Annotated in this window: 24 protein-coding genes and 2 tRNA genes; 16 read left to right on the top strand and 10 right to left on the bottom strand. The window is 54.0% G+C overall.

Features of this window, described 5'->3' with window-relative positions; genetic code table 11:
- Positions 1-24 precede the first annotated feature (24 nt).
- Complete coding sequence (grxC, locus tag J0A66_RS00965) at positions 25-282, bottom strand: glutaredoxin 3 (protein ID WP_206571898.1); 258 nt, start codon at positions 280-282, stop codon at positions 25-27.
- A gap of 29 nt (positions 283-311) precedes the next feature.
- Complete coding sequence (locus J0A66_RS00960) at positions 312-737, bottom strand: rhodanese-like domain-containing protein (protein WP_206571897.1); 426 nt, start codon at positions 735-737, stop codon at positions 312-314.
- A 258-nt stretch (positions 738-995) separates the two neighbouring features.
- Between J0A66_RS00960 and gpmM the strand changes: the two genes are divergently transcribed.
- The 5 genes from gpmM to J0A66_RS00935 all read left to right on the top strand — a co-directional run bounded on the left by gpmM (position 996) and on the right by J0A66_RS00935 (position 5,825).
- Positions 996-2,531, top strand: coding sequence for a 2,3-bisphosphoglycerate-independent phosphoglycerate mutase (gene gpmM / locus J0A66_RS00955; RefSeq protein ID WP_206571896.1), 1,536 nt, complete (start codon positions 996-998; stop codon positions 2,529-2,531).
- 53 nt (positions 2,532-2,584) lie between these two features.
- Entirely contained in the window at positions 2,585-3,682 is a 1,098-nt protein-coding gene (locus tag J0A66_RS00950; RefSeq protein WP_206571895.1) for a murein hydrolase activator EnvC family protein, read from the top strand.
- Positions 3,683-3,780: 98 nt separating this feature from the next.
- Positions 3,781-4,539, top strand: a complete 759-nt coding sequence (locus J0A66_RS00945) for a divergent polysaccharide deacetylase family protein (RefSeq protein WP_241263935.1) — start codon at positions 3,781-3,783, stop codon at positions 4,537-4,539.
- Positions 4,540-4,548: 9 nt separating this feature from the next.
- Positions 4,549-5,337, top strand: coding sequence for an SDR family oxidoreductase (locus J0A66_RS00940; protein ID WP_206571894.1), 789 nt, complete (start codon positions 4,549-4,551; stop codon positions 5,335-5,337).
- 95 nt (positions 5,338-5,432) lie between these two features.
- Positions 5,433-5,825, top strand: a complete 393-nt coding sequence (locus tag J0A66_RS00935; protein ID WP_206571893.1) for a MerC domain-containing protein — start codon at positions 5,433-5,435, stop codon at positions 5,823-5,825.
- Here J0A66_RS00935 and J0A66_RS00930 read toward each other — a convergent pair.
- From J0A66_RS00930 to rsgA, 4 genes are all read right to left on the bottom strand, one after another.
- Positions 5,822-6,550 carry a glycerophosphodiester phosphodiesterase gene (locus tag J0A66_RS00930; RefSeq protein ID WP_206571892.1) on the bottom strand — a complete coding sequence of 243 codons (729 nt, stop codon included), beginning with the start codon at positions 6,548-6,550 and terminating at the stop codon, positions 5,822-5,824. The genes J0A66_RS00935 and J0A66_RS00930 overlap by 4 nt on opposite strands.
- Before the next feature lie 9 nt (positions 6,551-6,559).
- The gene (locus J0A66_RS00925) at positions 6,560-7,447 is read right to left on the bottom strand and encodes an EamA family transporter (protein WP_206571891.1); all 888 of its coding nucleotides are present in this window, start codon (positions 7,445-7,447) and stop codon (positions 6,560-6,562) included.
- A gap of 1 nt (position 7,448) precedes the next feature.
- A complete protein-coding gene (gene asd, locus J0A66_RS00920; RefSeq protein ID WP_206572314.1) occupies positions 7,449-8,309 on the bottom strand; it encodes an archaetidylserine decarboxylase in 861 nt (286 codons plus the stop codon).
- A gap of 136 nt (positions 8,310-8,445) precedes the next feature.
- On the bottom strand, positions 8,446-9,480 hold the full coding sequence (rsgA, locus tag J0A66_RS00915; protein ID WP_206571890.1) for a small ribosomal subunit biogenesis GTPase RsgA: 1,035 nt from the start codon (positions 9,478-9,480) through the stop codon (positions 8,446-8,448).
- Between the two features lie 124 nt (positions 9,481-9,604).
- On the opposite strand from rsgA, the gene orn reads away from it, so the two are divergent.
- From orn to ilvN, 10 genes are all read left to right on the top strand, one after another.
- The gene (gene orn, locus J0A66_RS00910) at positions 9,605-10,150 is read left to right on the top strand and encodes an oligoribonuclease (protein WP_206571889.1); all 546 of its coding nucleotides are present in this window, start codon (positions 9,605-9,607) and stop codon (positions 10,148-10,150) included.
- A gap of 264 nt (positions 10,151-10,414) precedes the next feature.
- A tRNA-Gly gene (locus tag J0A66_RS00905) sits at positions 10,415-10,490 on the top strand.
- 76 nt (positions 10,491-10,566) lie between these two features.
- Positions 10,567-10,642 (top strand) — tRNA-Gly (locus J0A66_RS00900).
- Positions 10,643-11,269: 627 nt separating this feature from the next.
- Entirely contained in the window at positions 11,270-13,756 is a 2,487-nt protein-coding gene (locus J0A66_RS00895; RefSeq protein WP_206571888.1) for a TonB-dependent receptor, read from the top strand.
- 67 nt (positions 13,757-13,823) lie between these two features.
- The gene (locus tag J0A66_RS00890; protein WP_206571887.1) at positions 13,824-15,389 is read left to right on the top strand and encodes a tetratricopeptide repeat-containing sulfotransferase family protein; all 1,566 of its coding nucleotides are present in this window, start codon (positions 13,824-13,826) and stop codon (positions 15,387-15,389) included.
- A gap of 59 nt (positions 15,390-15,448) precedes the next feature.
- Positions 15,449-15,946, top strand: a complete 498-nt coding sequence (locus J0A66_RS00885) for a DUF4442 domain-containing protein (RefSeq protein ID WP_206571886.1) — start codon at positions 15,449-15,451, stop codon at positions 15,944-15,946.
- A 102-nt stretch (positions 15,947-16,048) separates the two neighbouring features.
- Positions 16,049-17,305, top strand: coding sequence for a sodium:proton antiporter NhaD (nhaD, locus tag J0A66_RS00880; RefSeq protein WP_206571885.1), 1,257 nt, complete (start codon positions 16,049-16,051; stop codon positions 17,303-17,305).
- Between the two features lie 155 nt (positions 17,306-17,460).
- Positions 17,461-17,829 (top strand): MaoP family protein, encoded by a 369-nt coding sequence (locus J0A66_RS00875; protein WP_206571884.1) that lies wholly within the window; start codon positions 17,461-17,463, stop codon positions 17,827-17,829.
- A gap of 296 nt (positions 17,830-18,125) precedes the next feature.
- Positions 18,126-19,859 carry an acetolactate synthase 3 large subunit gene (locus tag J0A66_RS00870; RefSeq protein WP_241263934.1) on the top strand — a complete coding sequence of 578 codons (1,734 nt, stop codon included), beginning with the start codon at positions 18,126-18,128 and terminating at the stop codon, positions 19,857-19,859.
- The gene (gene ilvN, locus J0A66_RS00865) at positions 19,859-20,356 is read left to right on the top strand and encodes an acetolactate synthase small subunit (RefSeq protein ID WP_206571883.1); all 498 of its coding nucleotides are present in this window, start codon (positions 19,859-19,861) and stop codon (positions 20,354-20,356) included. The genes J0A66_RS00870 and ilvN overlap by 1 nt, the downstream gene beginning before the upstream one ends.
- A gap of 358 nt (positions 20,357-20,714) precedes the next feature.
- Here the strand turns inward: ilvN and J0A66_RS00860 are convergent, their stop codons facing one another.
- The 3 genes from J0A66_RS00860 to J0A66_RS00850 form a co-directional block, all read right to left on the bottom strand.
- On the bottom strand, positions 20,715-21,230 hold the full coding sequence (locus tag J0A66_RS00860) for a P-loop nucleotide/nucleoside kinase family protein (protein WP_338143858.1): 516 nt from the start codon (positions 21,228-21,230) through the stop codon (positions 20,715-20,717).
- 59 nt (positions 21,231-21,289) lie between these two features.
- Positions 21,290-22,468, bottom strand: a complete 1,179-nt coding sequence (locus J0A66_RS00855) for an aspartyl protease family protein (protein WP_206571881.1) — start codon at positions 22,466-22,468, stop codon at positions 21,290-21,292.
- A gap of 138 nt (positions 22,469-22,606) precedes the next feature.
- Complete coding sequence (locus tag J0A66_RS00850; RefSeq protein ID WP_206571880.1) at positions 22,607-24,778, bottom strand: methyl-accepting chemotaxis protein; 2,172 nt, start codon at positions 24,776-24,778, stop codon at positions 22,607-22,609.
- Between the two features lie 434 nt (positions 24,779-25,212).
- On the opposite strand from J0A66_RS00850, the gene J0A66_RS00845 reads away from it, so the two are divergent.
- The gene (locus J0A66_RS00845) at positions 25,213-25,557 is read left to right on the top strand and encodes a hypothetical protein (RefSeq protein ID WP_206571879.1); all 345 of its coding nucleotides are present in this window, start codon (positions 25,213-25,215) and stop codon (positions 25,555-25,557) included.
- A 287-nt stretch (positions 25,558-25,844) separates the two neighbouring features.
- Here J0A66_RS00845 and J0A66_RS00840 read toward each other — a convergent pair whose 3' ends face one another.
- Positions 25,845-26,948 (bottom strand): esterase-like activity of phytase family protein, encoded by a 1,104-nt coding sequence (locus J0A66_RS00840; RefSeq protein WP_206571878.1) that lies wholly within the window; start codon positions 26,946-26,948, stop codon positions 25,845-25,847.
- Positions 26,949-26,954: the final 6 nt, after the last annotated feature.

The following is a 26,954-nucleotide window of genomic DNA, read 5'->3' as shown; positions in this document are numbered from 1 at the left end:
GTTCTTTCCTAAGTGGTTTGTGGCCTAAGCGGCCAGTAATTCATCCAGCTTGCCCCGGGATTCCAGAGCCAGCATGTCATCGCAGCCGCCGATATGGGACATATTGATGAAAATCTGTGGCACAGTGTAGCCACCCTTTGCCCTCTGGATCATCTCATCGCGCAGTTCGGGCTGGCGATCGACAGGATATTCCTGATAAGCGACCCCTTTGCTGTCCAGCAGTTGTTTGGCGCGGACACAATAGGGGCAATATTGTTTGGTATAAATCTCTACCTTGGCCATAAGTCTCTCTGCAACTTTGCCCTGCCGACCTACTTGGCGATGGGCAGATTGGCGCTGCTCCAGGCATTCATGCCGCCCTTAAGGACAGACACCTGGCTGAACCCTGCCTTGAGCAACTGCGTTGCCGTGCGCTTGGCCGTCATGCCCATGGCACAGACCACAATAATGGGTTTGCTCTTATGGTTTTCAAGGGAAGAGAAATCCCCTTTGTTAAGTTTCTCGCTGGCGATCTGTTTCGCCCCCAGGATATGACCCTTTTTGAACTCATTCTGGGCACGGATATCCAGTACCAGGGCATCCTGCTTATTCATCAACATGGTCACTTCATGGGTGCCCAGTTCCTTGATAGGAGAAAACCGGCCACTGACCAGGCTGTAAACCAGCAAAACTGCCAGTGCCGCCCAGGCGCTGGACAGGAGATAATGATTACCGACAAATTCGATAAACTGCTGCATAGAATCGTTCGCCCTTGTACGTCAAACTGAATTCCGCCGCCGAAGGCAGGCAAAAAATGAGTGCAAAGTATATAGAAACTGCGCGCAGAAACCAGCCTCAGATTGGTGCCCGCCTCAGGGCGGGAGAAAATTCGTGACTAATAAATAACTTATTGGAATTGCGACGATTGCTATTAACTATTGGAATTGGCTGCTGGCCTCCCGTACCATTCAGGACGCCGAATTCAACAATATCCCTATTCAGCAAGGAGTTTTCCCATGAGTCAGCAAAAGCATCCCCTGGTATTGATCATTCTGGACGGCTGGGGCTATCGGGAAGACAGGCAGGACAATGCGATTGCGCAGGCCAATACACCAGTGCTGGACAAGCTGGGGAAAACCTGTCCCAAAACATTGATTTCAGGCTCAGGACTCGACGTGGGACTGCCAGAGGGACAGATGGGCAATTCCGAAGTGGGCCATGTCAATCTCGGCGCTGGCAGGGTGGTGTATCAGGATTTCACCCGTATCACCAAGGCGATTAAGGATGGCGACTTCTTCGACAATCCTGTGTTGGTGGACAATCTGGACAAAGCCATTGCCAAGGGCAAAGCGGTGCACCTGATGGGACTGATGTCGCCCGGGGGCGTCCACAGCCACGAAGATCACATCCTGGCCATGATCGAAATGGCCGCCAAGCGGGGCGCCAAACAAATTTATCTGCATGCCTTTCTGGATGGCCGCGACACCCCCCCTCGCAGTGCCAAAGCTTCCCTGGAAAAGGCCGATGCCCTGTTCGAAAAGCTGGGTGTAGGCAGAACTGCCAGCCTGGTGGGTCGCTACTATGCCATGGACAGGGACAATCGTTGGGACAGGGTTCAGGCCGCTTATGATCTGCTGACGCTGGGCAAGGCATCCTACCAGTCTGACAGTGCCGTGGCGGGTCTCGAAGCGGCCTATGACAGGGAGGAAAACGATGAGTTCGTTAAACCCACCCGGGTCGGGGAAGCCGTGACCATTGAAGACGGTGATGCAGTCTTTTTTATGAATTTCCGCGCCGATCGCGCCAGACAGATCACACGGGCTTTCGTGGAGGCGGACTTTGATGGTTTCCAGCGGCAGAAGATCCCTGCACTGTCCGGCTTCGTGATGCTGACTCAATACTCGGCCGATATCGATACCGACTGCGCCTACCCCCCCGAACCGCTGACCAATGTGATGGGCGAGTGGCTGGCCAAGCATAACAAGACCCAACTGCGTATCTCGGAGACAGAAAAGTACGCCCATGTGACTTTTTTCTACAGCGGTGGCCGGGAGGAGCTGTTCGAAGGAGAAGATCGTATTCTGGTGCCCTCTCCGGATGTGGCCACCTACGACCTGCAACCGGAGATGAATTCCACCGAACTGACAGACAAACTGGTCGCGGCCATCGAGTCGGGCAAGTACGATGTCATTATCTGTAACTATCCCAACGGCGATATGGTCGGCCACACCGGCGTCTTCGAGGCAGCCGTCAAAGCCTGTGAAGCCGTGGACCATTGCATTGGCCGGGTAGTGGATGCCTTACAACAGGTAGGAGGAGAATGCCTGATTACCGCCGACCACGGTAATGCAGAACAGATGAAAGACCATCAGTCGGGCCAGGCTCATACGGCCCATACCAGCGATCCCGTGCCCTTCATTTATGTGGGCCGTCCGGCCACAGCCAGGTCCGGCGGTACCTTAAGCGACGTGGCGCCCACCATGTTGCATCTGATGGGCATGGAACAGCCTGAAGAAATGACCGGTAAACCCATTGTGCAACTGTCTGACTAACTATGTTCTCCAACCTGGCACCCAAGCACTCCCGGTGGCATCCTGCATGCCTGATGCTACTGTGCCTGCTTGGCCTGCCCCTGTCCGCCCAGGAGCAGATTGACGAGCAACTCAAGAGCCTTCAGGCACAAATAAGGGAACGCCAGCAGGCCCTGGACGTTAAGCTGGCCAATGCCAAGGAACTGGAAAACACCCTGAGAAAGGCCGAAAAGCAGATTGCTGTTTTGATCAAGGATCTCAAGCAGACCCGCCGTCGTCTGGACAGTACCGAGCAGGAACAGAAGCGCTTGCAACGGGAGCAGGCGCAGCTCAGGCAGCAAATCTCACAGCAGCAGGATGCCCTTGCCGATCAATTGCACAGCGCCTATATGACCGGTCAGCATGATTTCAGTAAGATGCTGCTCAATCAGGAGGATGTCTCCAGACTGGAGCGCATGCTCAGATACTACGGCTATCTTAACCAGGCTCGTCTGGAGCAAATCCAGCACTTCACCGAGTTGGTCACCAAGCTTAAAAGTGTTGAGACCGACCTTGAAGGCAAACGCCGGGAGCTGGCCAATCTGGTGCAGGTCCAGGAAGCCCAGCGCCAGTTGGTAGCATCAGAGCAGGATAAACGAGAGGCGACGCTTAAAGAACTGGAGAGTCGCATCGACACGGATGCAGCGCAGATTGAGCAGTTGCAAATCAACGAACAGAATCTTATCCAGACATTGCAGCGGGCCGCCGAAATGGCCGCCCGTCAGCCTCAGGATCTCAAAGGCCTCGACGGCCTCAAAGGCAAACTTCTGCGCCCCACCGGGGGCAGGCTGCGGGATCTGTATGCCAAAAAACGTCAGGGGCAGATTCGATGGAAAGGCGTGTTGTTTGACGGCAGTCTGGGCGATTCGGTCCGGGCCATTCACCATGGCAAGGTCCTGTTTGCAGACTGGTTGCGGGGGTTTGGCCTGGTCACAGTGCTGGATCACGGCGATGGTTTTATGAGCCTGTATGGCTATAACCAGGCTCTGCTCAAGGACGTAGGCGAGCAAGTGGAAGCCGGGGAAGAGATAGCCCTGGTGGGCCAAAGCGGTGGTCAGTCCAGCCCCGCCCTGTATTTTGAACTGCGCCATAAGGGTGATGCCATCAATCCGGCCCAATGGATAAAGGATTGATACCCAAGACTGTCTTAGGATACCCCCTCTGCTTGGACATGGGGCGCAAAACTGGCATCCTAGGTAGGATAAAAAGATAGAGAATAAGAATTGCCCGCTTGAAACACTTTCTTTTAGCCATACTGCTGTGCCTGATCACGAATTCGACCACAGCCGGCAATATTGCCCTGATTATTGACGATATGGGCTACCGCAAGCAGGACGAGGCGGCCTTTGCTCTTCCTCCCCAAGTCACCTTCGCCATCCTGCCACATACTCCCTATTCCACCCGCTACTCCGTCCGGGCGTCAGAACAGGACCGGGAGGTAATGCTGCATATGCCAATGGAAGCTCTGGCAGGAAACCGGTTGGGACCGGGTGCCCTGACAGCGCAGATGACGGAACAGGCGATTACTCAGGAGCTGGGGCTCGCCCTGAACTCCGTTCCCCATGCGATTGGCCTGAACAACCATATGGGCTCCAAGCTGACCCAACTCAGTTCACCCATGCGCACTACCATGAATTTTCTGCAGACCCGGCAGATGTTTTTTGTCGACAGCCGCACCACCCGTTACAGCAAGGCTGAAAAAATAGCCGCCCTGCAGGGGGTGCCAAGCGCACACAGGCATGTATTTCTGGATCACTTCCAGGACGAGGCCCATATGCGGCAGCAGTTCAACCGCCTGATCCGTATCGCAAAAAAGTACCGCAACGCTGTGGGCATCGGCCATCCTTATGAAGAGACCCTCAGGTTTCTTCGCCAGGCGCTGCCAGAACTGGCAGGCCACGGCATCCGGCTTATTCCGATCAGTGCACTGATGCAGGAAAAGGCACTGGCCCTGGCGGATCAGCCCGTCTCCACCAATCATACGGAGTAAGGATTCCTGATGGACCTGCAAGGCAAACGAATCTGGCTGACCGGCGCCTCAATGGGCATAGGCGAGGCCCTGGCCCGGCAACTTGACCGGGCAGGGGCGCAGTTGATCCTCAGCGCCCGTTCTGAAGACAAACTGCAACAGCTTCGGGACAGCCTGAGCCACTCAGAACTGCACCAAATAGTGCCCCTGGATCTGTCCGTACCTCACAACCTGCCCCGGCTTTGCGACGAGACCCTTGGCACCGCTGGGCTGGACGTGCTGATCAATAACGGCGGTATCTCCCAGCGGGGGCTGGCCAGAAGCACGGCGCTGTCGGTCCAACGCCAGGTAATGGAAGTGAACTACTTCGGTACCATCGCCCTGACCCAGGCGGCCCTGCCGGCCCTGCTGAAAAACTGCGGTATGGTCGTTAATATCGCCAGTGTGGCGGGTAAGGTTGGTGGTCAGAGCATGTCCGGCTACTCCGCCTCCAAGCACGCCCTGATCGGCTACATGGATTGTCTGCGCGCCGAGGAAGCCCGTCATGGTCTCAAAGTGCTGAATGTCTGTCCTGGCTTTGTGCAAACCAGTATTTCAGTTAATGCCCTGACCGAAGACGGCCAGAAGTTTGGCAAGGTTGCCCGCTCCATCGCCTCGGGCATTACGCCATACCAATGTGCCGAAGCCATAGTCAGGGCCATGCAGCGGGAAAAGTACGAGGTGGTCATTGGCAAAGGATTGAGTGGCTGGGCGCCGACTATCAAACGCTGGTTTCCGACCCTGTTTACCCGCCTGGCAGCAGGTAAAAATATACGCTGATTCAAAGAGATAGAAGTTACTTTTACAGTCTTAGGTTGCCATTTGTTGAGAATGTTATATTATAACGTTCTCCTTAACGGTAAACCTGAGTAATGATGGCTCGCAGCAACACAAACAATCTGTTGGACAAAATGGGGATCTGGACTTCCAGCCTCTGTGCCCTGCATTGCCTGCTGCTGCCGATTCTGGTTCCGTTGCTGCCTTATGTGGGCGCGACCTTTTTCGCCGACAGCTGGTTTGAACGCAGCATCCTCACCGTTTCCCTGATGATAGGTTTCTGGGCCCTGCTGTCCGGCTTCTACCGTTATCACCGTCAGCTTTACCCCTTATACAGTCTGGTACTGGGTGGACTGATCTACTGGAACAAGGATATGTTTGGCGAAGCGTATGAGCCCTTCACCATCGCCGTGGGAGCTGTACTGATTATTGCCGCCCATGTAATTAACCTGAAGCTTTGCCAAAGCTGCCGTCAGTGCGACGACCACTAGAGCTGTTCGGGGACCTGGGGCTGAGTGACAACAGGCTGTCGCAGATGCGCGATGGCCCTGTCCGGCATGTTGGTAAAAATGCCGTCCACTCCCCAGGCCCTTAACATATCCATATCTTCCACTTCATCCACCGTATAGACATACACCTGCAGGCCCTTGTCCTTGGCGTCAGCCACAAAGGCCGGATTAACAAAATCCAAATAGATATGAATAGAAAAGGCCTGCAAAGTGTGGGCAAAAGCTGCGTAGTCGAGAGGACAGGAAGCCGTAAGGGCACCGGTCAGCAATTCGGGACGTATCTGTTTTATCTCGAAAAGCAGATGATGGTTGAAGGACGACAACAACAACTGGGAATAATCGAAACCCAGTTCCTGAACCGCTTTGTCCAGCAGCCTGAGGATCGGGATGACATGGGTGACGCCCTTCAGTTCGATATTCAGTGAGCACTGTCCACGCACCTCCTGCATCACTTCCCATAGGGTGGGAATGCGCTGGCCCTGGCCAGCATCCAGTTCACGCAATCTGGCCAGACTGAAGTCTGTCAATCTTCCGCGCACCTGAGTGGTGCGATGCAGCCAGCGATCATGAATGACCAGATGCTCATCTTCCACTTCGTGCACGTCGATCTCGATACCGTCCACCCCCATATTGATGGCCATTTGCATTGCCAGCAGGGTATTTTCGGGCGCCACCGCACTGGCTCCCCGATGAGCGATCACTAGCATGATATATCCTTAACGTTGTGCCGGATCAGGACGTTTTGAATGCAGTTTATTGGCGTTTATTGTTTCGTAAATCGCAGCACAGATCACTAACATTCCACCCACCAAGGTCTGCCAGTTCGGTTGTTCATTAAGCACCAGCATGGCCATGATGACGCCGTACAGGGGTTGCATACAGGCGACCAGAGAAAAGGTCTTGGCACGAAGGTGGATCAGGGTAAAGGCCACCAGTGCATGGGGGGCCGCCGTGCAGACAGTGCCCAGCAACAAGAGTAGCAGGTAAGTGTGCTGGGAAGCCTGATACAGCTCCTTTGAACCAAACCAGAGCAGGCAACAGACAATCACGAAGGTCTGGTAAGCCATAGCCTGGGCCCCACCGTAATGGGAAAAGTACTTTCGGTGCACCAGATTGCGCATGGCATACAAAAAGGCTGACAGTACGCCAACCGCAATGCCCAGGGTAACCTCATTGCCCAGGGACGCCTCAGGCACAATCAACCAGATACCCCCCAGCACCACCAGGGCACTGACAATATCCTGCCAGACCAGCCGAATCCCCTCAAAGAAAGGTTCCAGCAGCACCGTAATCACCGGAAAAGTGAACAGGGCAATCATGCCGACCGAAACGGAGGAGTATTGCATGGCGGCGAAGTAAGTCACCCAGTGCACTGCCATCAGCGCGCCGAGCAACAGGGCTATCCAGGCGTCCCTTTTACGGAAGAACTGCAGGTTACCGCCGGTCAGCTTGACCAGAAAAGCCAGCACTACAAAGGCGATCACCGCCCGGCCCAGGGTGATATCCAGGGCCGACAGTGGGATAATACGGGAGAACAGTGCCGTGGCACCCAGCAGGATGACCGCCAGGTGCAGCGACCAGAGACTCTTCTTGACGGGATCCACGTCAGGCTTTCAGGGTCGCAAAAGGACTGCCCAGACGAGTGACAAAGCCGGGACCGATATCGTCCAGTTCCAGCATATCCGCCTCGAACAACATCACCACAGTTGACCCGAGCTTAAACAGGCCCATTTCCTCACCCTTTTTCAGGCTGATGGCATTATGGCCACTGGCGGGATACTGCCAGCGTGTAACTTTGTTGCCGGTAGGCGGCGTGATGGTGCCGGCCCATTTGGTTTCTATACTGGCGACTATGGTGGCGCCCACCAGCACCATGGCCATTCGGCCCTTGTTCGTATCAAACAGACAAACCACCCGTTCGTTGCGGGCAAACAGGCCGGGCACATGCTCAGTGGTCAGGGGGTTGACAGAAAACAACTCTCCCGGCACATAAATCATGTCGGTCAAACGACCATCCATCGGCATATGGATACGATGATAATCCCTGGGCGACAGATAGATTGTCGCGAAAGTGCCGTCCTTAAAAGGCGGGCAGAACGACTCCTCGCCACCCATCAGGGCGTTGAGACTATAGTTGTGGCCTTTGGCCTGAAAAATACGATCCTGATCGATGGGACCGGCCTGGCTGACGGTGCCATCCACCGGATAAGCCAGGCGGCTTTCATCCTGCACGATCTCCCTGACCCCTTCTTTCAGGGGTCGGGTAAAGAACTCATTAAAGCTTTTGTATTTTGCCGGGTCCGACTGCTGCGCTTCCTGCATGTCCACTTTGAAGTGGCGAACAAAAAGCCTGATCAGCCAGGTGGTAATAAAGCCGGCTTCGGCGGCCGCCAGCCAGCCAGCCAGGCGAGAGACGGCATGTTTGGGAAGAAGATACTGTAGGCTGACCTTGATTGGCTGCACTATGTCATTCCTGCGTTGAAAGTCCGGGCGGATTGTACCCTAAGGGCCACTGGCAATTAAAATGGTAAAAGGATCTATCCTAGTCAAGCTTCTTGGTTCCGGTCACTGCGTCAAATGTCAGACACTGAGCCTGGCCTGCCTATTTGGGTGGCTTACTGTAGGAAGGGCGCTGTTCAGCCATTCCGGCCAGTATCTTGTGATAACTGTCGAACCGCTGCTGGCTGATCTGCCCTGTGCCGACGGCATCACGCAGCAGACAGCCGGGGTCATCCCTGTGTTTGCAGTCACGGAATTTGCAGCCGCCGAGAAACTCCCGGAACTCGATGAACCCCCAGGTCAGGCGCCCCTCAGGCAGGTGCCAGAGTGAAAACTCCCGCACCCCGGGAGAATCGATAAGACTGCCTCCGCCCGGGAAGCGTAACAGCTTGGCCGCGGTGGTGGTGTGCTGACCGAGGCCGGAATTGTCCGAGATGTCGCCAATGGCTTCTTCGGCGTCGGGCAACAACTGGTTGATCAGACTCGATTTGCCCACCCCTGACTGACCGACGAAAACACTGGTCTTGTCCTTCAGCAACGCCGCCAGCTCATCCATGCCCTGCCCGGATTTACAGCTCACCAGCAACACCCGGTAACCGATGTCGCGATACAGGGCCAGTTGCTCCTGCACCTCTTTGTGCTGCTGCTCATCGAGCATATCCACCTTGTTCAGCAGGATGATGGGTTCAATATGCACATCCTCCGCTGCCACCAGGTAGCGGTCGATAATATTCAGAGACAGGGCCGGCACGACCGCACTGACCACGATAATCTGATCGATGTTGGCGGCCACCGGCTTTATGCCGTCATAATAATCCGGGCGGGTCAGCACGGATTTTCTGTCTTCCACTGCTTCAATCACGCCGCTGACGGTCAGGGTCTGATCCTTGCCGGGACGAAACAACACCTGATCGCCACAGACCACCGAACTGATATTACGGCGCATATTGCAGCGATGCACTTTGCCCTGTTCATCTTCCACATCCGCATGCTGACCGAAACGACCAACCACCAGTCCCGCCTGAGACGGCATCAGGGTGTCGTCAGCCGGTCCACTGTCGCTGCTGGTAAGCCGTTTCTTCAGGTTGCTGGAAACCTGTCTTTTCTGCCTTTGTGTGAGCTTGTTTCTTTTTGCCACTGGGGTTCTGAATGCTTTATATTGGAGGCCGGATTACCGGGGACCAGATGGGCAATATATATCCGTCCGGTGCTCTAGTGTACCCTGGCCACCCGCAAATACCAAAATTTTAAGGTTAGTCAGCATGACTCAAAACAACAGTAACCTGGTGTGGATAGATATGGAAATGACCGGCCTGGACCCGGAAAAGGAAAGGGTGCTGGAAATCGCCACCATTGTTACGGACGCTCAGTTGAATGTGCTGGCGGAGGGTCCCGTGGTGGCAGTGCATCAGTCCGACCAAGTACTTAATGGCATGGACGAGTGGTGCACAAGGGTCCACGGAAATAGCGGCCTCACCCAGCGTTGCCGGGACAGTCAGCTCAGTGAAGCCCAGGCAACCCAGCTAACCCTCCGCTTTCTCGAGCAATGGGTGCCCAAGGGCGCCTCGCCCCTGTGTGGCAACAGCATAGGTCAGGATCGCCGTTTTATGGTCAGACATATGCCCGAGCTGGAGGCTTATTTTCACTACCGCAATGTGGACGTCAGCACTATTAAGGAGCTGGTCAGGCGCTGGAAACCGGAACTGCTGGACGGCTTCCAGAAGCAGGGCACCCACCAGGCCCTGGACGATATCCGTGAGTCCATTGCCGAGTTGCAGTATTATCGCCAGCATGTGTTCGCAATCTGAATGGTCAAAAAAACACCGGCAGGATGGGGTTTTCTAAAATACCACTTGCGTCTGACAGGTATTTTTGTAAAATGCGCCTCCGCTTGAGGTCGAAGCTTTTTTGACTCGAGTGTCAGGCAGAGTGCGGAACAAAGTTGTCTCAAACAATTTTGACCATCACCAGGCGATGCCCGAGGGACAAAACACAGGAGGTGTTTTGTAATAGCTCAGTTGAGCGGTCAGAACCGCTTAGTTTTGTTATTTGCCACAGGGAAGGTTCAGAGTGCGGGAATAGCTCAGTTGGTAGAGCACAACCTTGCCAAGGTTGGGGTCGCGAGTTCGAGTCTCGTTTCCCGCTCCAACTCTGAAAGCCTCATGGGAGGCAGATCAATTCTGTTCGGACACAGATGTCTAAGCGTCGGGTTCAACAGCCAAATGCGGGAATAGCTCAGTTGGTAGAGCACAACCTTGCCAAGGTTGGGGTCGCGAGTTCGAGTCTCGTTTCCCGCTCCAAATCTTACCTTATTTTTTAATCTTTAATTAGTCACTGTATCCGTCCATGGAGCTGAGTCCAGCCATTCATCCCTGAATGTCGTTCACCAGGCTGCTTTATGCCACCGGCATAAAGGTCCTGCTTCACCCCGCTCCAAATCTCATCTTAATTTATTAGTCTCTAAGTATTCACTGTATCCATCCGTGGAGCTGAGTCCAGGTCGGCCATCCGCGGCCTCCCGTTCAGACCTAGCCGAGCTGCGCGCCCTCGCTCGTCTCTAGACGGTCTTCACCCCGCTCCAAATTTTATCTTCTTTGTTTTACCAGTTTCCCTTCAAACCAACTCCCCTTAGATGCCGATCCAGACTTGTTATTCTGCGATAGAATAAAAAAATTTGCCGATGAATAACTATTCCTGACAACCTGCTATTTACAAACTTCCCCTATTCCTCTTACAAGCTGTTAAGAAATAGTCACTCTGGCCCCTGATAATCAGGAGGAGGGCAATTCTGCATAAACATTTTGATTACCTGCATTTTGATTCAAATCCATCCTACAGGACCCGTTGATCGTGAAATTTTATCGTGCTTATATGACACTAATTAGGATAAATAACATAATCACAATACCAAGAGGCAAAAAGCGAGTATGGGCACAAGACAACTATTCAAGCCAAACCTGCTGTCCTGGACGATAGCGTCATTAATGGCCGGCTCCTTACCAGTCGCCGCACAGGAAGAAGCAGCCCCTCAGGCAGAGGGCGGCATCGAGAAGATTCAGGTCACGGCGACCCGTCGCGCAGGAACGGTCCAGGACGTGCCGTTAAATATTACCGCCCTGAACGATGACGTGATCCGTGAACAGAATATCGGCGATCTCGAAGATGTCGCCCGCTGGGTCCCGGGTCTTACTGTAACCGACCAAGGTGGGCGGGAAGGGTCGCCGGTCATTGTGCGAGGTTTGAACACCACCTCGTCTGACAGAGCAACCGATGCCGGCACGGTAGCCAAATATCTGGGTGAAATTCCACTGAACATCAACCTGCGCCTGACCGATGTGGAGCGGGTGGAAGTCCTGATTGGTCCTCAGGGAACCTTGTATGGGGCCGGTACCCTTGGTGGGGCTATCCGTTATATGCTCAAAGCACCGGTGATGGACTTCACCGAAGGGGAGATCAGCGGCGATCTCTTTACTCTGGCCCACAGCAGTGATGTGGGGGGTGAAGCCGGCTTTGTATTCAATACCCCTATCATCGATGACGAGCTGGCGGTGCGTGCCAGTCTTAACTATTACGATCGCCCAGGATATGTGGATTACAACTATGTAGTGCGTGATCCTGGTGTTTCTCTGCCAGACCCGGACTGGTCAGATCCTGCTGCAGTTGAAGCCAATCTGCGTAAGGTGGAAGACGCCAATGACGAAAAGATCTTTACCGGCCGCGTGTCTCTTCGCTGGACACCCAATGAGGACCTGGACGCGACCCTGAATTATTTTTATCAGAGAGCGGAACATGAGGGTAACTCCATTGTTCAGTATCAGTCCATCAGTGATCTCAATCCTATCGGTGAATTGATTGGTCCCTATGAGTCGGCCTACCGTTACGAAGAGCCCAATGAGCGGGACGACGAATTGCTGAGTCTGGAAGTAAAATATGATTTGGGCTTTGCGGAGTTGGTCTCTGCCACAGGCTTCAGTAGCTATGACCAGGTTGGACAGCGGGATCAAACAGACTTGCTATACGATATTTACTCTGGCTATGCCGATTTTCCAGCCTTTGCCGCCTATACCCGGGATACCGGGGAAGATGAAGTCTTCACACAGGAAGTCCGTTTAGTCTCCCAGGGCGATTCTGACTGGAACTGGATAGTCGGTGCCTTCTATAACCATGCCGAGGGTAGCTCAGATGACCGGGAATACACCCCCGGGCTGACCGAGTTCTGGAGGGGCGCACCCGATGGCCAGCCCAATATTGAGCAGGACCTGGAATACATTGCCCTTAGCGATTTTAAAGATATCGAAAGGGCCCTGTTTGGTGAAGTGGGCTATCAGGCTACTGAGGATCTCAGCCTCACAGTCGGAGCACGTTTTTATGAGTATGATCTCTGGTCACAGTCTGGAAATGCCACCCCACTCTATACCAGTGAGCCTGTGGACAGTCTAAGTGATATTACCCTTACGCCTACCGGGGCGAAGGATAATGGCAACCTGCTTAAATTTAACGCCAGCTATAATCTGAACCGGGATGCCATGGTGTATTTTACGGTCAGCGAGGGATTTCGGTTAGGTGGCTCTAATGGACTGCGGGCCTGTACCGCTGAAGACTTTGAATCACCTCAACAGTCGGTATGTGCTTCACCCGGTGAAGAAGATTATCAGCCTGATACTACTACTAACTATGAGTTGGGTGTAAAGAGCACTTGGTTTAAGAACAAGGTCCATTTTAACGCTGCCCTGTTCAATGTGGAATGGGACGATGCACAAGTACAAACCACCTCGGCATTAGGGGCAGAAATCATTACCTCTAATGCTGGTAATGCACGCTCCCGGGGCATCGAACTGTCCACTCGTGCGATTCTGGGCGATAACCTGACAGCATATGCTACCTACTCTTACGCAGACGCTGAACTCACGAGCTACACAGAGGGACTGTTACTGCCACGTAGAGGAAGCAGATATTCCCCAGAGGTCCTCGAAGAAATCCTGCCTTATTACTCCGGTGAACCAGGCGACAGATTACCTGGAGCGCCGAAGCAGCAGTTCTCCATGGGGATCAGCTATGAACAGGAAGTGTTTGACGATAAGCTGCTGATTATTAACTATGGCTTGACTGCGCAAGGAGATGTGGTGACCAAGGTTGGTCAGAAGGCAGATGGCGAGGCTCTGCCAGGTTACGGACTGAGCAACCTGTCAATTAAGTTGGATGCAGATGAATGGTCCGTTACTTTGTATGCTGATAACTTATTTGATAAGTATGCATACAGTGGAACACGCCGGGATATGTCCTGGGCTGGAATGGGTCGCTATGATGACAGATCAGAAACCCGCCCAAGAGCATTGCCGGAACTTCAGCGGGTTTACGGGCATTTCCTGATTCCGCCGCGGACCGTAGGGGTGAAGTTCGACTACAAGTTCTAAATCACTACCGGTTTAGAAAAGGGCGCCATCTGAGCGCCCTTTATACTTTCAGCAAGCTAAGATACATATGAAATCAATCTCCGAATTGCATCATCAGGCCGTAGCGCTGATAAACAAAAAAGCCTACATCGACGCCCATCCTCTCCTGGTCAGCATAGTTAAACAGGATCCCAGGCATGCCGATGCCTATTTCCTGTTGGGCATCATCAATATGGAGATTGGTCAGGCTGAAAAAGCGGTAAAGCTGATTGAGAAAGCCAGGGGCCTGGATACGGATAACGAAAGAGAGTATCTGGTCTATCTGCTAAAAGCCCATTCGCTGACCCGAAACCGTCAGCAAGTGGAGCGTCTTGAGGCTGACTTTTCGCAAACTCCAACCCATGAACCATTGATGCTGGACACGGTTGGCGTCGCCCTGAGCACAGTGGGCATGCACAGAGAGGCTATGCCTTACTATCAGCAAGCCATCGACCTTGATGGTGACAAAGAAAGCTACCATTACAATTACGGCATCGCCGCCAAGTTCCTGGGACAGTTTGATAAAGCCAGACAAGCTTTTGAAAAAGCCATTGAGCTGAACCCACATTACGTCAAAGCCTATTTTGCTCTCACCGAACTGTCAGAACCGGCCAGCCACCTGTTGCCCGTTCTACACGACTTGCTTAAGCAACCCCGCAATGTGGACGAGCAGCTGCACCTGGCCCATGCCATTGCCAAAGAATATGAAAAGCAGAGCCGGTACCAGGATGCATTTAATATTCTGACAGAATACAAACAGCGTACTTTCGACAAGTTGAAATACGACCAAGCCGCAGAAGAAAAGCTGTTTGAAGCCTTGCACACAAAAGCTCAGATACCCTTGCAAGGGTCAGGCTGCCAATCTAACCAAGCAATCTTCGTTGTCGGCATGCCCCGCTCGGGGACCACTCTGATGGAGCGGATTCTGTCCTCTCATAGCATGGTGTGTTCTGGTGAAGAGTTACATGATTTTGCCATCGCGGTAAAAGCCTGTAGCACGAGCTCTTCTCCCCGGCTGCTGGACACCAACGTGCTCGAACAGGCGTACCAAAGCCAGTGGGCAAAAATTGGCGAACATTACATCGCCCGCACGGCTGCCCTGGCCAAATCCTGTCCCCGCTTTGTGGATAAGTTACCCTTTAACTTTCTCTATCTGGATCTGATTCGCCGCGCCCTTCCCAATGCCAAGATCATTTGCATGCTGAGAAATCCTCTGGACACCTGTATTGGTAATTTCAGACAGCTGTTTTCGTTGCAAAACCCTTTTACCGCCTATTCATTGGATCTGGATAGAACAGCGGAGTACTACGCCCGTTTCCACCGCTGGATACATGAGTTTGACTCGCTGGGACACCCGAATTTCAGGATAGTCAGTTACGAAGATTTGGTGTCCCGGCCGGAAGCACAGATACGCTCAATCCTCGATTTCTGCCACCTCCCCTGGCAAGCACAATGTTTACAGATAGAAAATAACCAGGCACCGGTATCCACAGCCAGTAAAGTTCAGGTTCGTGAACCGATCAACGCCCGGTCCGTTGGTCGCTGGCGTCGTTATCAGCCCCATACCGACAAGATCCAGGCATTTTTTGACAGGCAAGGCATTTCGACAAGCTAGCTTGTCAGTCTGCTGACTTATGCTATGCTGCCAACTGGTCTAACCAGATAAATAGAATCATGGCAGCGAGCAATCCCTTAAGAAAACTGGTCGACAGGGTCAATGGTTATCCCGTCTGGCTGAGAAACTGGATTATCACCCGGGTGTTCTGTCATAAGGTCAAACTGGCGGGTACCGCCGGACTGCAGATTCTGGGCACCGACGGTAAGTCGGTCACCTTCAGGCAGAAAAATCACAAGAAAGTGCAGAATCATATTGGCTCGGTGCATGCAGCGGCCATGGCCTTGCTGGCTGAATCGGCCACCGGCTTTATCCTGGGTATCAATCTGCCCGGTGACAAACTGCCCCTGATCAAATCCATGAATATCCGCTATCTGACCCGTGCTCAGGGTGATATGACGGCGGTGGCGTATCTGACTGATGAACAGATTGCCCGGATGCAAAGTCAGGACAAGGGGGATGTGATTGTGGCGGTCAAAGTCACCGATGCGACCGGTATCCAGACCATCGAATGCGAGATGAACTGGGCCTGGATCCCGAAGAAGCGTCCGACCTGACCTGTCCCTTACCTTCACGCATGGCTTATACCAATTGGTGAATGGTTAAAATGCCCCGGATAGATTAGAATCCGCGCCCATTCCGGCTTTTGGATTAAAAGAATGGGTACTGTTGAATTGCTGCTTATCGGGCTGGCTGTGCTGGCCTTACTCGGGGTCATTTTTGAGGAAGTCACCCATATCAGCAAAGCCAAGGTCACGCTGTTTACCGGTACCCTCTCCTGGGTCATTCTGTATCTCACTGCCCAGAACAGCCAAACGGCAGAAGCCGTAAACCATCATCTGCATGAAAATATTGCCGAAATCGCCACGCTCTGGTTGTTCCTGGTGGCCGCCATGACATTTGTCGCTTACCTGAACAAGAAACGCCTGATTGAGAGCCTGATGAACAAGTTGCTGCCATCACGCATGAGTGAGCGAAAACTGTTATTGATGACGGGTCTGTTCAGCTTCTTCTTTTCCTCCCTGGCCGACAACATTACCGCCACCCTGGTCTCTATCGCCATGATATTGCCGTTGGGTCTGTCCAAAGACAAAGTGGTGAAATTCACGGTACTGGCGGTGTTTGCCGTCAACTCAGGCGGCGTGGCGCTGATCACCGGCGATGTGACCACCCTGATGATATTCCTTGGCGGCAAAACCCAGATCCAGGATTTGCTGTGGCTAAGCCTGCCGGCGCTGGCCTCTGTGCTGCTGCTGACGGGCCTGTTGTCTTTCGGGATGAGCGGTCAGATTACCCTGAAGCGCAAACCGGTCTCAGTCAGTGGCGTGGACATATTGATCGCCTGTATTTTCCTGCTGACCATCATTTTAACCATCCTGGGTAATGTGATCTTTCATATTCCGCCCGTGCTCAGCTTCCTCTGTGGATTATCGGTGATGTTCCTGGTGGCGCACTTTCTGCGGCATGACAATGACGAGGATCCGATCCTCGATTACGTCCGCCGTATCGAGTTCGACACGCTGTTGTTCTTCCTCGGTATTTTGTTGCTGGTGGGTATGCTCAAGCAAATCCAGGTGCTGGAACTTTTGCTGAAGGTGTACGGCAACCTGCCACTGTATCAGGCCAATTTTGTGATGGGCGTACTGTCGTCCTTTATTGACAACGTCCCCCTGACGGCCGCCCTGCTGAAGGCGGATATTCAGATGGATCCGGCCTCCTGGCTGAGCCTCACCTATGCGGTGGGTGTCGGCGGATCCTTGCTGGTAATTGGTTCTGCAGCGGGCATAGTCGCCATGAGCAAGGTCCCCGGCCTGACCTTTGGTCGCTATGCCAGATTCAGTCTGATCCTGCTGCTGGCGTACAGCGTTGGTTATCTGCTGGTACAGTTGCTGGGTCGTTGGCTGTTCGGCGGATGAAAATTTTATGACCATTGACATTTTTTTGTTGACAGCCCCCCATTTTAAAACTATCTAGTCCTTGTTCACCGCCCCTCTTCCCGGGGCGCTGCTCATACCAATCTAATTGGTATCCATTCCTGATGTTGATGACTTTTTTATTGGGGATGCCCATCATGGCTAAACAAACGAGAGAACAACTGCTTAAACGTCAATTCCTTGATCCGAAGAACTATCCCTATGGCTTTTCCCGTTCCGGAGACTTCTCCATTGGCGAGAGCCAGGCGTTGAGCCGTTACGGTTGCCTGATCGCAGCCCTGGTGGATGGTCTAATCGAGCCGGAATCGGACGAGGATGAAGGAATTCTGGCGGCCGCCCGTGGCGACAAGCAGCCAGAAACCATGGCCGAGAAGGCGTGGTGCAAATACCAGAAACGCATTAATCGGCCCAAGACCGGCAGCATCTATGGCAGCAAGTCCAGAGGCATTGCCGACAGCGATGACCTGGGTGAAGACGCCGAGGTGGAGATCGAACTGGACGATTGATGGCGAGGGGGAGGCCTAGTTAACATAAAGTTAACCTATCCTCCCCGACTCTTAAAATTCCACAAAAACAAAATGTTTATCCTATTTTTCCCACATACTGGGATAAATATCTCACTTTTACCGACTTTCCTGTTTAAAGTCTCCTCCTGCTTCAGTATAGTGCCGACATGTCGGATCTCTGCTGTTTTAGCGCCGCTTTGCCACCACTCAAGGCAAGTTTGCAGAGCTTGAACAAGCATCCGGCACAATTCAACAGAGTTTGTGATGTGGCCTGAATGACAGAGCCTGGGGGAGACATGGGAGAGAGACAGGTAGAGATGATGTCAGGGGCCGCCATGGTGGTCAGGGCATTGAAAGACATAGGGGTAAAGCACGTGTTCGGTTATCCCGGCGGTGCGGTACTGGATATCTATGATGCACTTTACGCCCAGGAAGAGGTCCAGCATATTCTGGTTCGCCATGAACAGGCCGCCGCCCATATGGCCGACGGCTATGCCAGGGCTACCGGTCAGACAGGTACAGTGCTGGTTACCTCGGGACCCGGAGCTACCAATACTATTACCGGCATTGCCACTGCCTATATGGACAGCATCCCTATGGTCGTGCTGTCCGGCCAGGTTCCGTCCATGCACATAGGCGAAGACGCCTTCCAGGAAACCGATATGGTGGGCTGTTCCCGGCCCATCGTTAAACACAGCTTCCTGGTCAAACGGGCTATCGATATCCCCGACGCCATCGCCAAGGCTTACTATATTGCCAATACCGGCCGGCCTGGTCCGGTGGTGGTGGATCTGCCCAAGGACGTGGTCAATGTCCAGGAGTCCCACCCTTACCATTTTCCTGAAAAAGTGCAGATGCGCTCGTACAACCCCACCATCAAGGGGCATATGGGCCAGATTAAAAAGGCCCTGAAAACCCTGCTGGAGGCCAGGCGTCCCATCATGTACGTGGGTGGCGGCGCCATTGCCTGTGATGCCAGCAGCCTGGTGACCGAACTGGCGGAAAAGCTGCACCTCCCGGTGACTAACACCCTCATGGGCCTGGGTGCATTTCCCGGCACTCATGACCAGTGCCTCGGCATGCTGGGTATGCATGGCACCTTGCAGGCCAACAAGAGCATGCACAACGCCGACTGTATCCTTGCCCTGGGGGCCCGCTTCGATGACAGGGTGACCAACAATGTGCAAAAGTTCTGTCCCCACGCCACCATCATTCATGTGGATATCGATCCCGCCTCCATCTCCAAGACGGTCAATGCGCATATACCGGTGGTCGGCTCAATCAAGACGGTACTGACCCAGTTTTTTGAGCAGATGCATGAGATAGACGAGAATGAACGCAAGGAACAGCTGGCTGACTGGTGGGAGCAGATTCATGCGTGGCGTAACAGACAATGCCTGAACTACCAGCGCAGCGACGAACTGATCAAGCCCCAGCAGGTTATCGAATCCCTGTACAAGCACACCGGGGGCGACGCCTATGTCAGCTCTGACGTGGGACAGCACCAGATGTTTGCTGCCTTGTACTATCCCTTTGCCAAACCCAGGCGCTGGATCAACTCCGGAGGCCTTGGCACCATGGGCTTTGGCCTGCCTGCCGCCATGGGCGCCCAGTTCGCCCATCCGGAATCGGTGGTGGCCTGTGTGACCGGTGACGGCAGTATCCAGATGAATATTCAGGAACTGTCCACCTGCCTGCAGTACGGCCTGCCCATCAAAGTCATTTCACTGAATAACCGTGCCCTGGGCATGGTCAGGCAGTGGCAGGACATGATTTACAAGGGGCGTCACTCCCATTCCTATATGGAATCCCTGCCGGACTTCGTCAAACTGGCCGAAGCCTACGGCCATATAGGCATCAAAGTGGAAAAGCCGGAGGAACTGGACGAGGCCATGGCCCGGTGTTTTGCCGCCAAAGACAGACTGGTGTTTATGGATATCGCCGTGGATCAGAACGAACATGTCTACCCCATGCAGATTAAATACGGGGCCATGGACGATATGAGACTGAGCAAGACGGAGCGCACCTGATGAGACGTATTATTTCTGTACTGATGGAAAACGAGCCCGGCGCCCTGTCCCGTATCATCGGCCTGTTTTCACAGCGTGGCTATAACCTGGACTCCCTGTGTGTGGCGCCTATTGATGATTCCAGTCTGTCCAGGCTGACTATTACCACCGCCGGCGACGACAAGGTCATCGAGCAGATCACCAAACAGGTCAACAAACTCATTGATGTACTGAAGATTTCCGATATCACTGACGGCAGCCATATCGAGCGCGAACTGATGCTGATAAAAGTCGCCACCCGCAGCGAAACCGTGCGCGCCGAGGTCAAGCGAACTGTGGATATTTACCGCGGCCAGGTGGTGGACGTGACTCCCAAGACCTACACCATCGAACTGACGGGCACCAGTGACAAACTGGACTCCTTCGTGCAGACCATGGGCCTGACGGCGGAAATCGTCGAACTGTCCCGCACGGGAGTGTGCGGCCTGGCCAGAGGTGAGAAATCCATGCGGCCCTAAGCCGCATTCCCACCCTGGCCGACAGGCCACTGCTTACCCGTCATTCTTATCCCAATCGGATTCATCTTTAGTGCATTCAAAGCTGACCAGAAAGGATTAGTTCAAGGCGCGGTTGAAGGCTTAGTGGTTCTATGTCAAGAGGCTGGAACGCACAGATAATTCTTTCTGGACGCTCTCGACAACTGCTCCTGCGTTGTTCTACTTCACGCCATCCATGGCGCTCCCTGCGGGAAAAGCCAAAATGCCCGCTACCTGTGTTGCCCGTATTCGATTTAGCGCCACTAGACCTTCATACGGGCGCATTGGTATCGAACATTCTGGCTTTCGTTGAATGCGCTAAAGATGAGTCCGATTGGTATTATATGGAACTGAGCAGTTGCAAGGCCCTGATCAATTCTTCCTTGCTTTGCTCTGGCGCTCTCCCGGCGGTATCTATCAAGATTCTGCTTTCGGTCCAGGGATGATACTCACGCTGCGCTATATCAGACCATCTGGGCAGCTTCAGGGTCGCGATATCCGAGGCTCTGTTTTCAACCCGGGTTTGATGTTCCTGTTCATCCGAGCAGACAATTTCAATATCCACAAAGGGCACTCCGGCCTTGGTTGCCACATTATGCCATCCCAGTCGTGACGCTATAACAGGGTTTACCGAATCGGCCACGACAGCCTGGCCAAGCTTTAAATTATCCAAAGCCAGGGCAAAACCAATCTGGTAGCCGTGATCATAGATATCCTTGATGTGCTGGTCTTTCAATGACTGTTCAATAGTATCGATACGCAGATACAGTGCACCGATATGTCGCGCCAGATAACGTGACAGTTCGGTTTTTCCCGTACCGGGCAATCCGGAAAAAATATAAAGCAATGGGCACACTCCTTTAAATTCGAAACAGTAAGAACCGATGAAAGTAACCATCAGCCAATGCCAGTTAACTAGTGTTGACGCGTCAGCGTTTTCGCCTTGCTGCCGCCCTGCCATTCCAGTTGAATGCTGTCACCCTCAGACATGGCCTGCATGGTCCGGCGGATATCCGTACAGGAACCGGACACCGGCTGCCCATTGATCGACATCACTTTGTCACCAACCTTCAGGCCTGCCTCACTGGCCGGCGACTGATCCCACACCAGCGATACGGAAACCTCGTTTTCAAAATCCAGCCCGAAGCCATAGGCAGCCCGGTGATAAGGGCCCCCGTTGTATTGATCGAAATAGACCTGCGAATTGCGGCTATCCAGAGTGACTACAAAGTGTTGCAGCAAAGCCGCCCCCAGCAGACTTGGCGGAATCTCCCTGAGGGGCGCGGATATCGTGCCCAGTGGCATGTCACCTATCTGTAAGGACTTCAGTTCGACCTGCACTTGATCCCTCTTCGCCGCCAAGCCCCCCAGGGATCCACCCAGTGCGCCCTGTCCCCTGGTCGTTCCGGCCACTCCCTGATTACGTCTGGCGCCTTCAAAATCCGGCGGCGAAATCGTCATATAATCCGGGGACCCGGTATCCAGCATGGCTTTGCTGACCGCCTGCCTGGCGAGTCTGATGTCTACGAAAGGCGTATGGGGATAACCATAGGTGTGCAGAGGTTGCCGCTGTGCTCCCTTAATATGTTCCAGTTGGTTGATATCAGTGTGACAGCGCAGCATGCCGTCCGGCATATCCAGTTGCCAGGCGCACAAGGGCAAGACTTCAGAGCCCAGCACGCCGTCAAACAGGCACTGGGCAGTATGGGGAAAGTCTGCAACGAAGACCGGCACTTTGTGCAAGGTTATGCCCCCGAGCCCGAGATCTGCCTGCACAATGTCCGTGTCGACAACGGCCCCGTGGGCATCACGACCCTGCCTGCTGTCAATGACTTTGAGCTGCAGTTCTCCGGCCAGGGCTCGGCTAATCATTGAAGGTGAGCCGGTATCAAACAGAAACCGGCGGGGGCTTCCTCCAAGCATAACCTCGACAAACACTTTGTTTGCAGACCAGGTGACGGGCAAAGCGACAGCGAAGGACTTCTCCTCCACATAGGGTCCCTGGTCCATCCAGGCAGGCCTGACGCTGTCCGCAGCAATCTGGTGGCAGACCGGCAACAAGAGTAAGACCAAGATAAATCGGCAGACGGGCATAATGACATCCTTGTACAAAATATGAACTTATGACGTCAGCATACCGGTTTGGTTCGACAAGGTACGTCGCGGATTACAAATTGAAAACCTTAAGTCTGAATTTAAAGGCGGCGCAAACGCTCCGCCTTAGGCTCAGGCCTACTTGGTTTTCAACCTGTCCAGTTGTTCCTGCAACTGGGCGGCGCTGGCGGAGATTTCACTGGCGCTGTGCATGGAGGCCTCGGCCAGCTTTGCCACCTGCTCGGTGGCGTCACCGATGGATACCATGTTTTTGTTAATCTCTTCGCTGACAGCGCTTTGTTCCTCAGCCGCAGTAGCCATTTGCATAACCCGATCGGAAATATTGGTGATCTCGGCGACGATATTGCTCAGATCCTCAAATGCCTCCCGGGACTTGTCCGCTGCCGAACCGGCCCGCCGGCTGTTGGAATCGATCACCCCCACCGTGGTTTTGACTTCCTGCTGCAATCCGGAGATCAGGTTGCCAATCTCTTCCACGGAGCGGGCAGTCTTGGAGGCCAGTGCCCTGACCTCATCGGCCACCACCGAGAATCCCCGGCCATGATCCCCGGCCCGAGCTGCCTCAATAGCTGCGTTAAGGGCCAGCAGGTTGGTCTGATCGGCAATGGCGCCGATCACTTCCAGGATCTTGCGGATATCATTGCTGCGATTGGCCACCACCGACACCGCCTGGGAGGCCTGGCCCATATCCTCAGCCAGCTTGCTGACCTCCTCCACCGCAAACGACAAGGTCTGCTCGGTGGTATGTACCGACGCCTTGGCAGACTGGGCGCTATCGGCCGCTTCATTGGCATGCCTGGCCACATCACTGGCCGTGGTAGACATCTGGTTGATGGCCGTGACCACACTGTCGATTTCCTGATGCTGACGGCCGATTTGATCGCTGGTGTCACGGGCAAACCCCTGTGTCTGACCGGCATTGCCGGCCACCTGATGGCTGGCGGACTTGACCGAGTCCAGCAAGGCACAGATCTTTTCCTGGAACAGGTTGAATCCTTCGGCCAGAGCGATCAGTTCTGCATGAGTATTAACGGCCAGGTTATTGGTAAGATCCCCCCCCTGACCGGCCAGTTCTCGCATGCGGTTCGCCACCAGCCGCAGGGGCTTGACTATTCCCCGGGTAAACAATGAGACCACCACCAAAGACAAGGCCACCAGCACCAGGGCGATGAACAGTAGCTGGGCCAGCAGGGCGCCCACTTCACTCTGGATAGATTCTGAGACGTCACCCACCGGCGCCATGGCCGCCTCATAATCCACCCCCATGATCAGATGCCAGTCGGTGGAGGCGGTCCTGACCCTGACAGGGGCAGCTACATACAGATAATTGTCCAGTCTCAAGGTCTCTCCCGGCTGTGTCATCGCAAGCAGTCGCTTCGCTTCCTCCTGGCCAACCAGGTCGGCAAAGGGGCGAGCCAGCTTATCCCCTGCGCCTGCCGCGGCCACCAGCATGCCGTCCTGGCTGACCAGATAAACCCGCGACTTGCCGTTGTAGAGGGAGGCTGCAAGATCCTCTGCGCGGGTCTGCAGAATTGGCAGATTCATATCCGCTCCCACCACCCCTCGGAATGTCCCTTTGGCCATCACGGGCACCGTCAGGCTGGTCATCAATTCTTCGTAACCGGGCCGAATCTCATAGTTGTAGGGATTGGTAATACAGGGGCGACGCTTTTCCATGGCACAGAGATACCATTCAGCCGCCCGGAAACCGAATTCATCCAGCGTGGTATCATGCTTCTCAGCCGGGTCCTCAATGGGCACCTGGCTGATACGGCCATCCTGCTCGCGGACGAAATACACTTCGAATGTACCAACGCCCGCCACCGAGTGACTCGCATCGGCGCGATGCAGGCTGTCATCGTCATGGAAGCCACCTGCTTCAAACTGTGCATAAAGGGACGATGAGGGGCTGATCATCAGCGTATGTTGAACCAGTTGCTCAGCCTGGGCCCGGGTCAGGGAGTGACTATTGTGCGCTTCAATGGTCTGACTCAGCTGCATGGCCAGTGCCTTGGGATACTGGTAGACCGACTCAATGGCTGCTTCAATCTCTGCGGCATGCTCACCCGCCTGGCCACGCAGCCCCTGTACCACCTCCTTTTCCAACTGACTGGCAACCTGTTCCAGAATCAGTCGCTCCGACCGCCCAAGAGACCAGTTGGTGTAAAGCAAAAACGCCAGGGTTACCAGCGTCAGCATCAGGCCTACGGTAAACAGCAGTTTCAGGGAAAGGGACGCTTGTCTGATGGACGCAGGCGTCAAAGGAACAGAGGAAGATCGGTTATGCATGGGCTCACTACTTTTGTTATCGGGCGCCTCCGCTACCCTTGACGCGCACTAGGCGGATTATCCTCCCGCCACTTTTCCGTGAGTTTTCGCCAACTTGGGGACTGCAAAACTTCTATTTTTATCTGCTGAAAGAGCAGAACCGTCAACAGAAAGTTAATTTTTCTTTCAGGCCCCTCATAACTGGCTGCCCTGGAGCAACAGTTTTAAGACCATTATCTTCTAATTTTTAAATTTAAAATCTCATAATGGAATTAAAAGTCATTACTCTACGCCCGGCAACCCGCGAGCTGTCTGCGATGAGCTTACCCGGCGCCACCCTTAACAAGGTATTTACCCCCTGAAAACATTAAAAGCACAGACTTTCGGGCCGGTTTGAATAGCCTTAATGGGGCAAGAGTTTTCTTGCCAACGGGTAACAACCACAGAGGTGTAAGATGAAAAAATTAGTATTGGGTTCTTTGCTTGTCATGACCACCCTGAGCAGTACCGGCGCCATGGCATCGGTTGGCCAGCAGGAGGAGCAGTCGCGCTATGTATTCAGTGGCGATCTGGCCTTTGCCGATTTTTGTAAATCGGCGCTCAGGGACGATGTTTCGTTATTGCGCAGGACGGTATTCCAGCAAGTGGGCAGACTGGCCCCAAGCGAGAATGGCGTGTACCGCAGCCTGTTCCAACCGCAAAGCCTGACCTGCGCCGGACAGAGTCTGATGGAATTTTCCCAGTCCAGAAAGGCCGAGTCCGTCTATCAGTACCTGAAGGAGAAGGCAGACAAGTTATGAGGGAAGTATCACAAACCAGGCTGACCTGTCTTCGGGCGGGTCAGCCCGGTTTTTCCTGTTTCTCAAGACTCGGATTGAATACCTGTAGCCGGGGACGGCGCGGGATCAAGCTAAATGGAGACGAAGTGTCATGACGCATTCAGATCTCAGAGTTTTCCGCCTGCAGGCCAGGCCATCGGGAATTTTCACCCGGCTGAAGCTGAGGATGTTGGAGGTTTTGCATCATCCCGCCTTTCAGGGCTACGCCGCATCCTGCCTCAATGGTCGCCTGGTTGGTTGTGTCAGGCTCAGTCCAGCCAGCCGGACTGCAACGGCAACCTGAACAGCAGCGGCGCCATCTTTCGGTAATGGGGCGCATTAATCGCACAGTTCACATTCTTCATGTAATTCACTTTCCAGGGATCGTTGATCATCCAGATATCATTGCCCAGCAGGGCAATCCCCTCGATAGAGGCATTGTCCATCAATTCCCGCTCGGGGCAGCCGGGACCGCCGGCCGGCGCCCAGAATTCCATCTGCACAATGCGAGTGGGTCTGCGCCTGTCCAGATCAAGAATCCATAGCTGGTCGTCATTTCTCGCTGCGGCCAACAGATAGCCCTTACCCTCCCCCCCGGCAGCATACTCCAGGGCGTTGATGGGATGGTTACCCTGCACGGGACCAGGCAGCAACAGTCGCGCATCTTTTACCTCGGCAAATTCATCCGACTGCCAGAAATCCTCTGCCACGGCCAGGGAAAAAATCCTGGGTTGTGAGGCCTGATCCTTTTCAAGGGCCAGATACAGGGTACCGTCTGGAGTAAAAGCCAGCCCTTCTACACCGTCATTGGGAAAGTTGCCTACCCGGTATTCCCCGGCAAACCGCAAGGGGCGGATATGACTGACCAGCAAACGGTTATCGGCCTGCAGCTCGAGTCGCAACAGCAGCGTGGGAAACAAGGTGGAACCGGTATCGGCATATCGCCTGGCGCACTCCCCCCGCAACGGACTGTCGGAAGCGTCCTCGGTGACAGTGATGAAGACCCTGTCGTCACGGGGATCCACCACCAGGGCTTCCAGATCAGGGTTAGTGCCCACATAGTCAGCGAAGCAGGAGGTCGATAGTGATTCAGCCACAGAGATTGGCATGGATCCCGCCAGCAGATTGCCGCTGGTATCCAACTTATGCAGCCTCAGCCGCTGTGTGGCCATGGCGCTGCGATCCGACAGGGTAAGCAATTGGTTGCGCCAACGTACCAGCCCTGAGGGCTGAGGGTCGGCCATCACCTGGCCCTGGCTGTCTCGGATCCAGATGCCATCCACCTGCAGGGTCTGCCCGGAGACAGGTTCAGTCACACTGATGCAACCCGACAGGGAAATACACAGGCCAAAAAAGGTAAAGAGATATTTCACGGCATG

This window comes from Bowmanella dokdonensis (assembly GCF_017254865.1).
GTDB classification, from domain to species: domain Bacteria; phylum Pseudomonadota; class Gammaproteobacteria; order Enterobacterales; family Alteromonadaceae; genus Bowmanella; species Bowmanella dokdonensis.
This window is presented reverse-complemented; position numbering and strand designations above follow the sequence as displayed.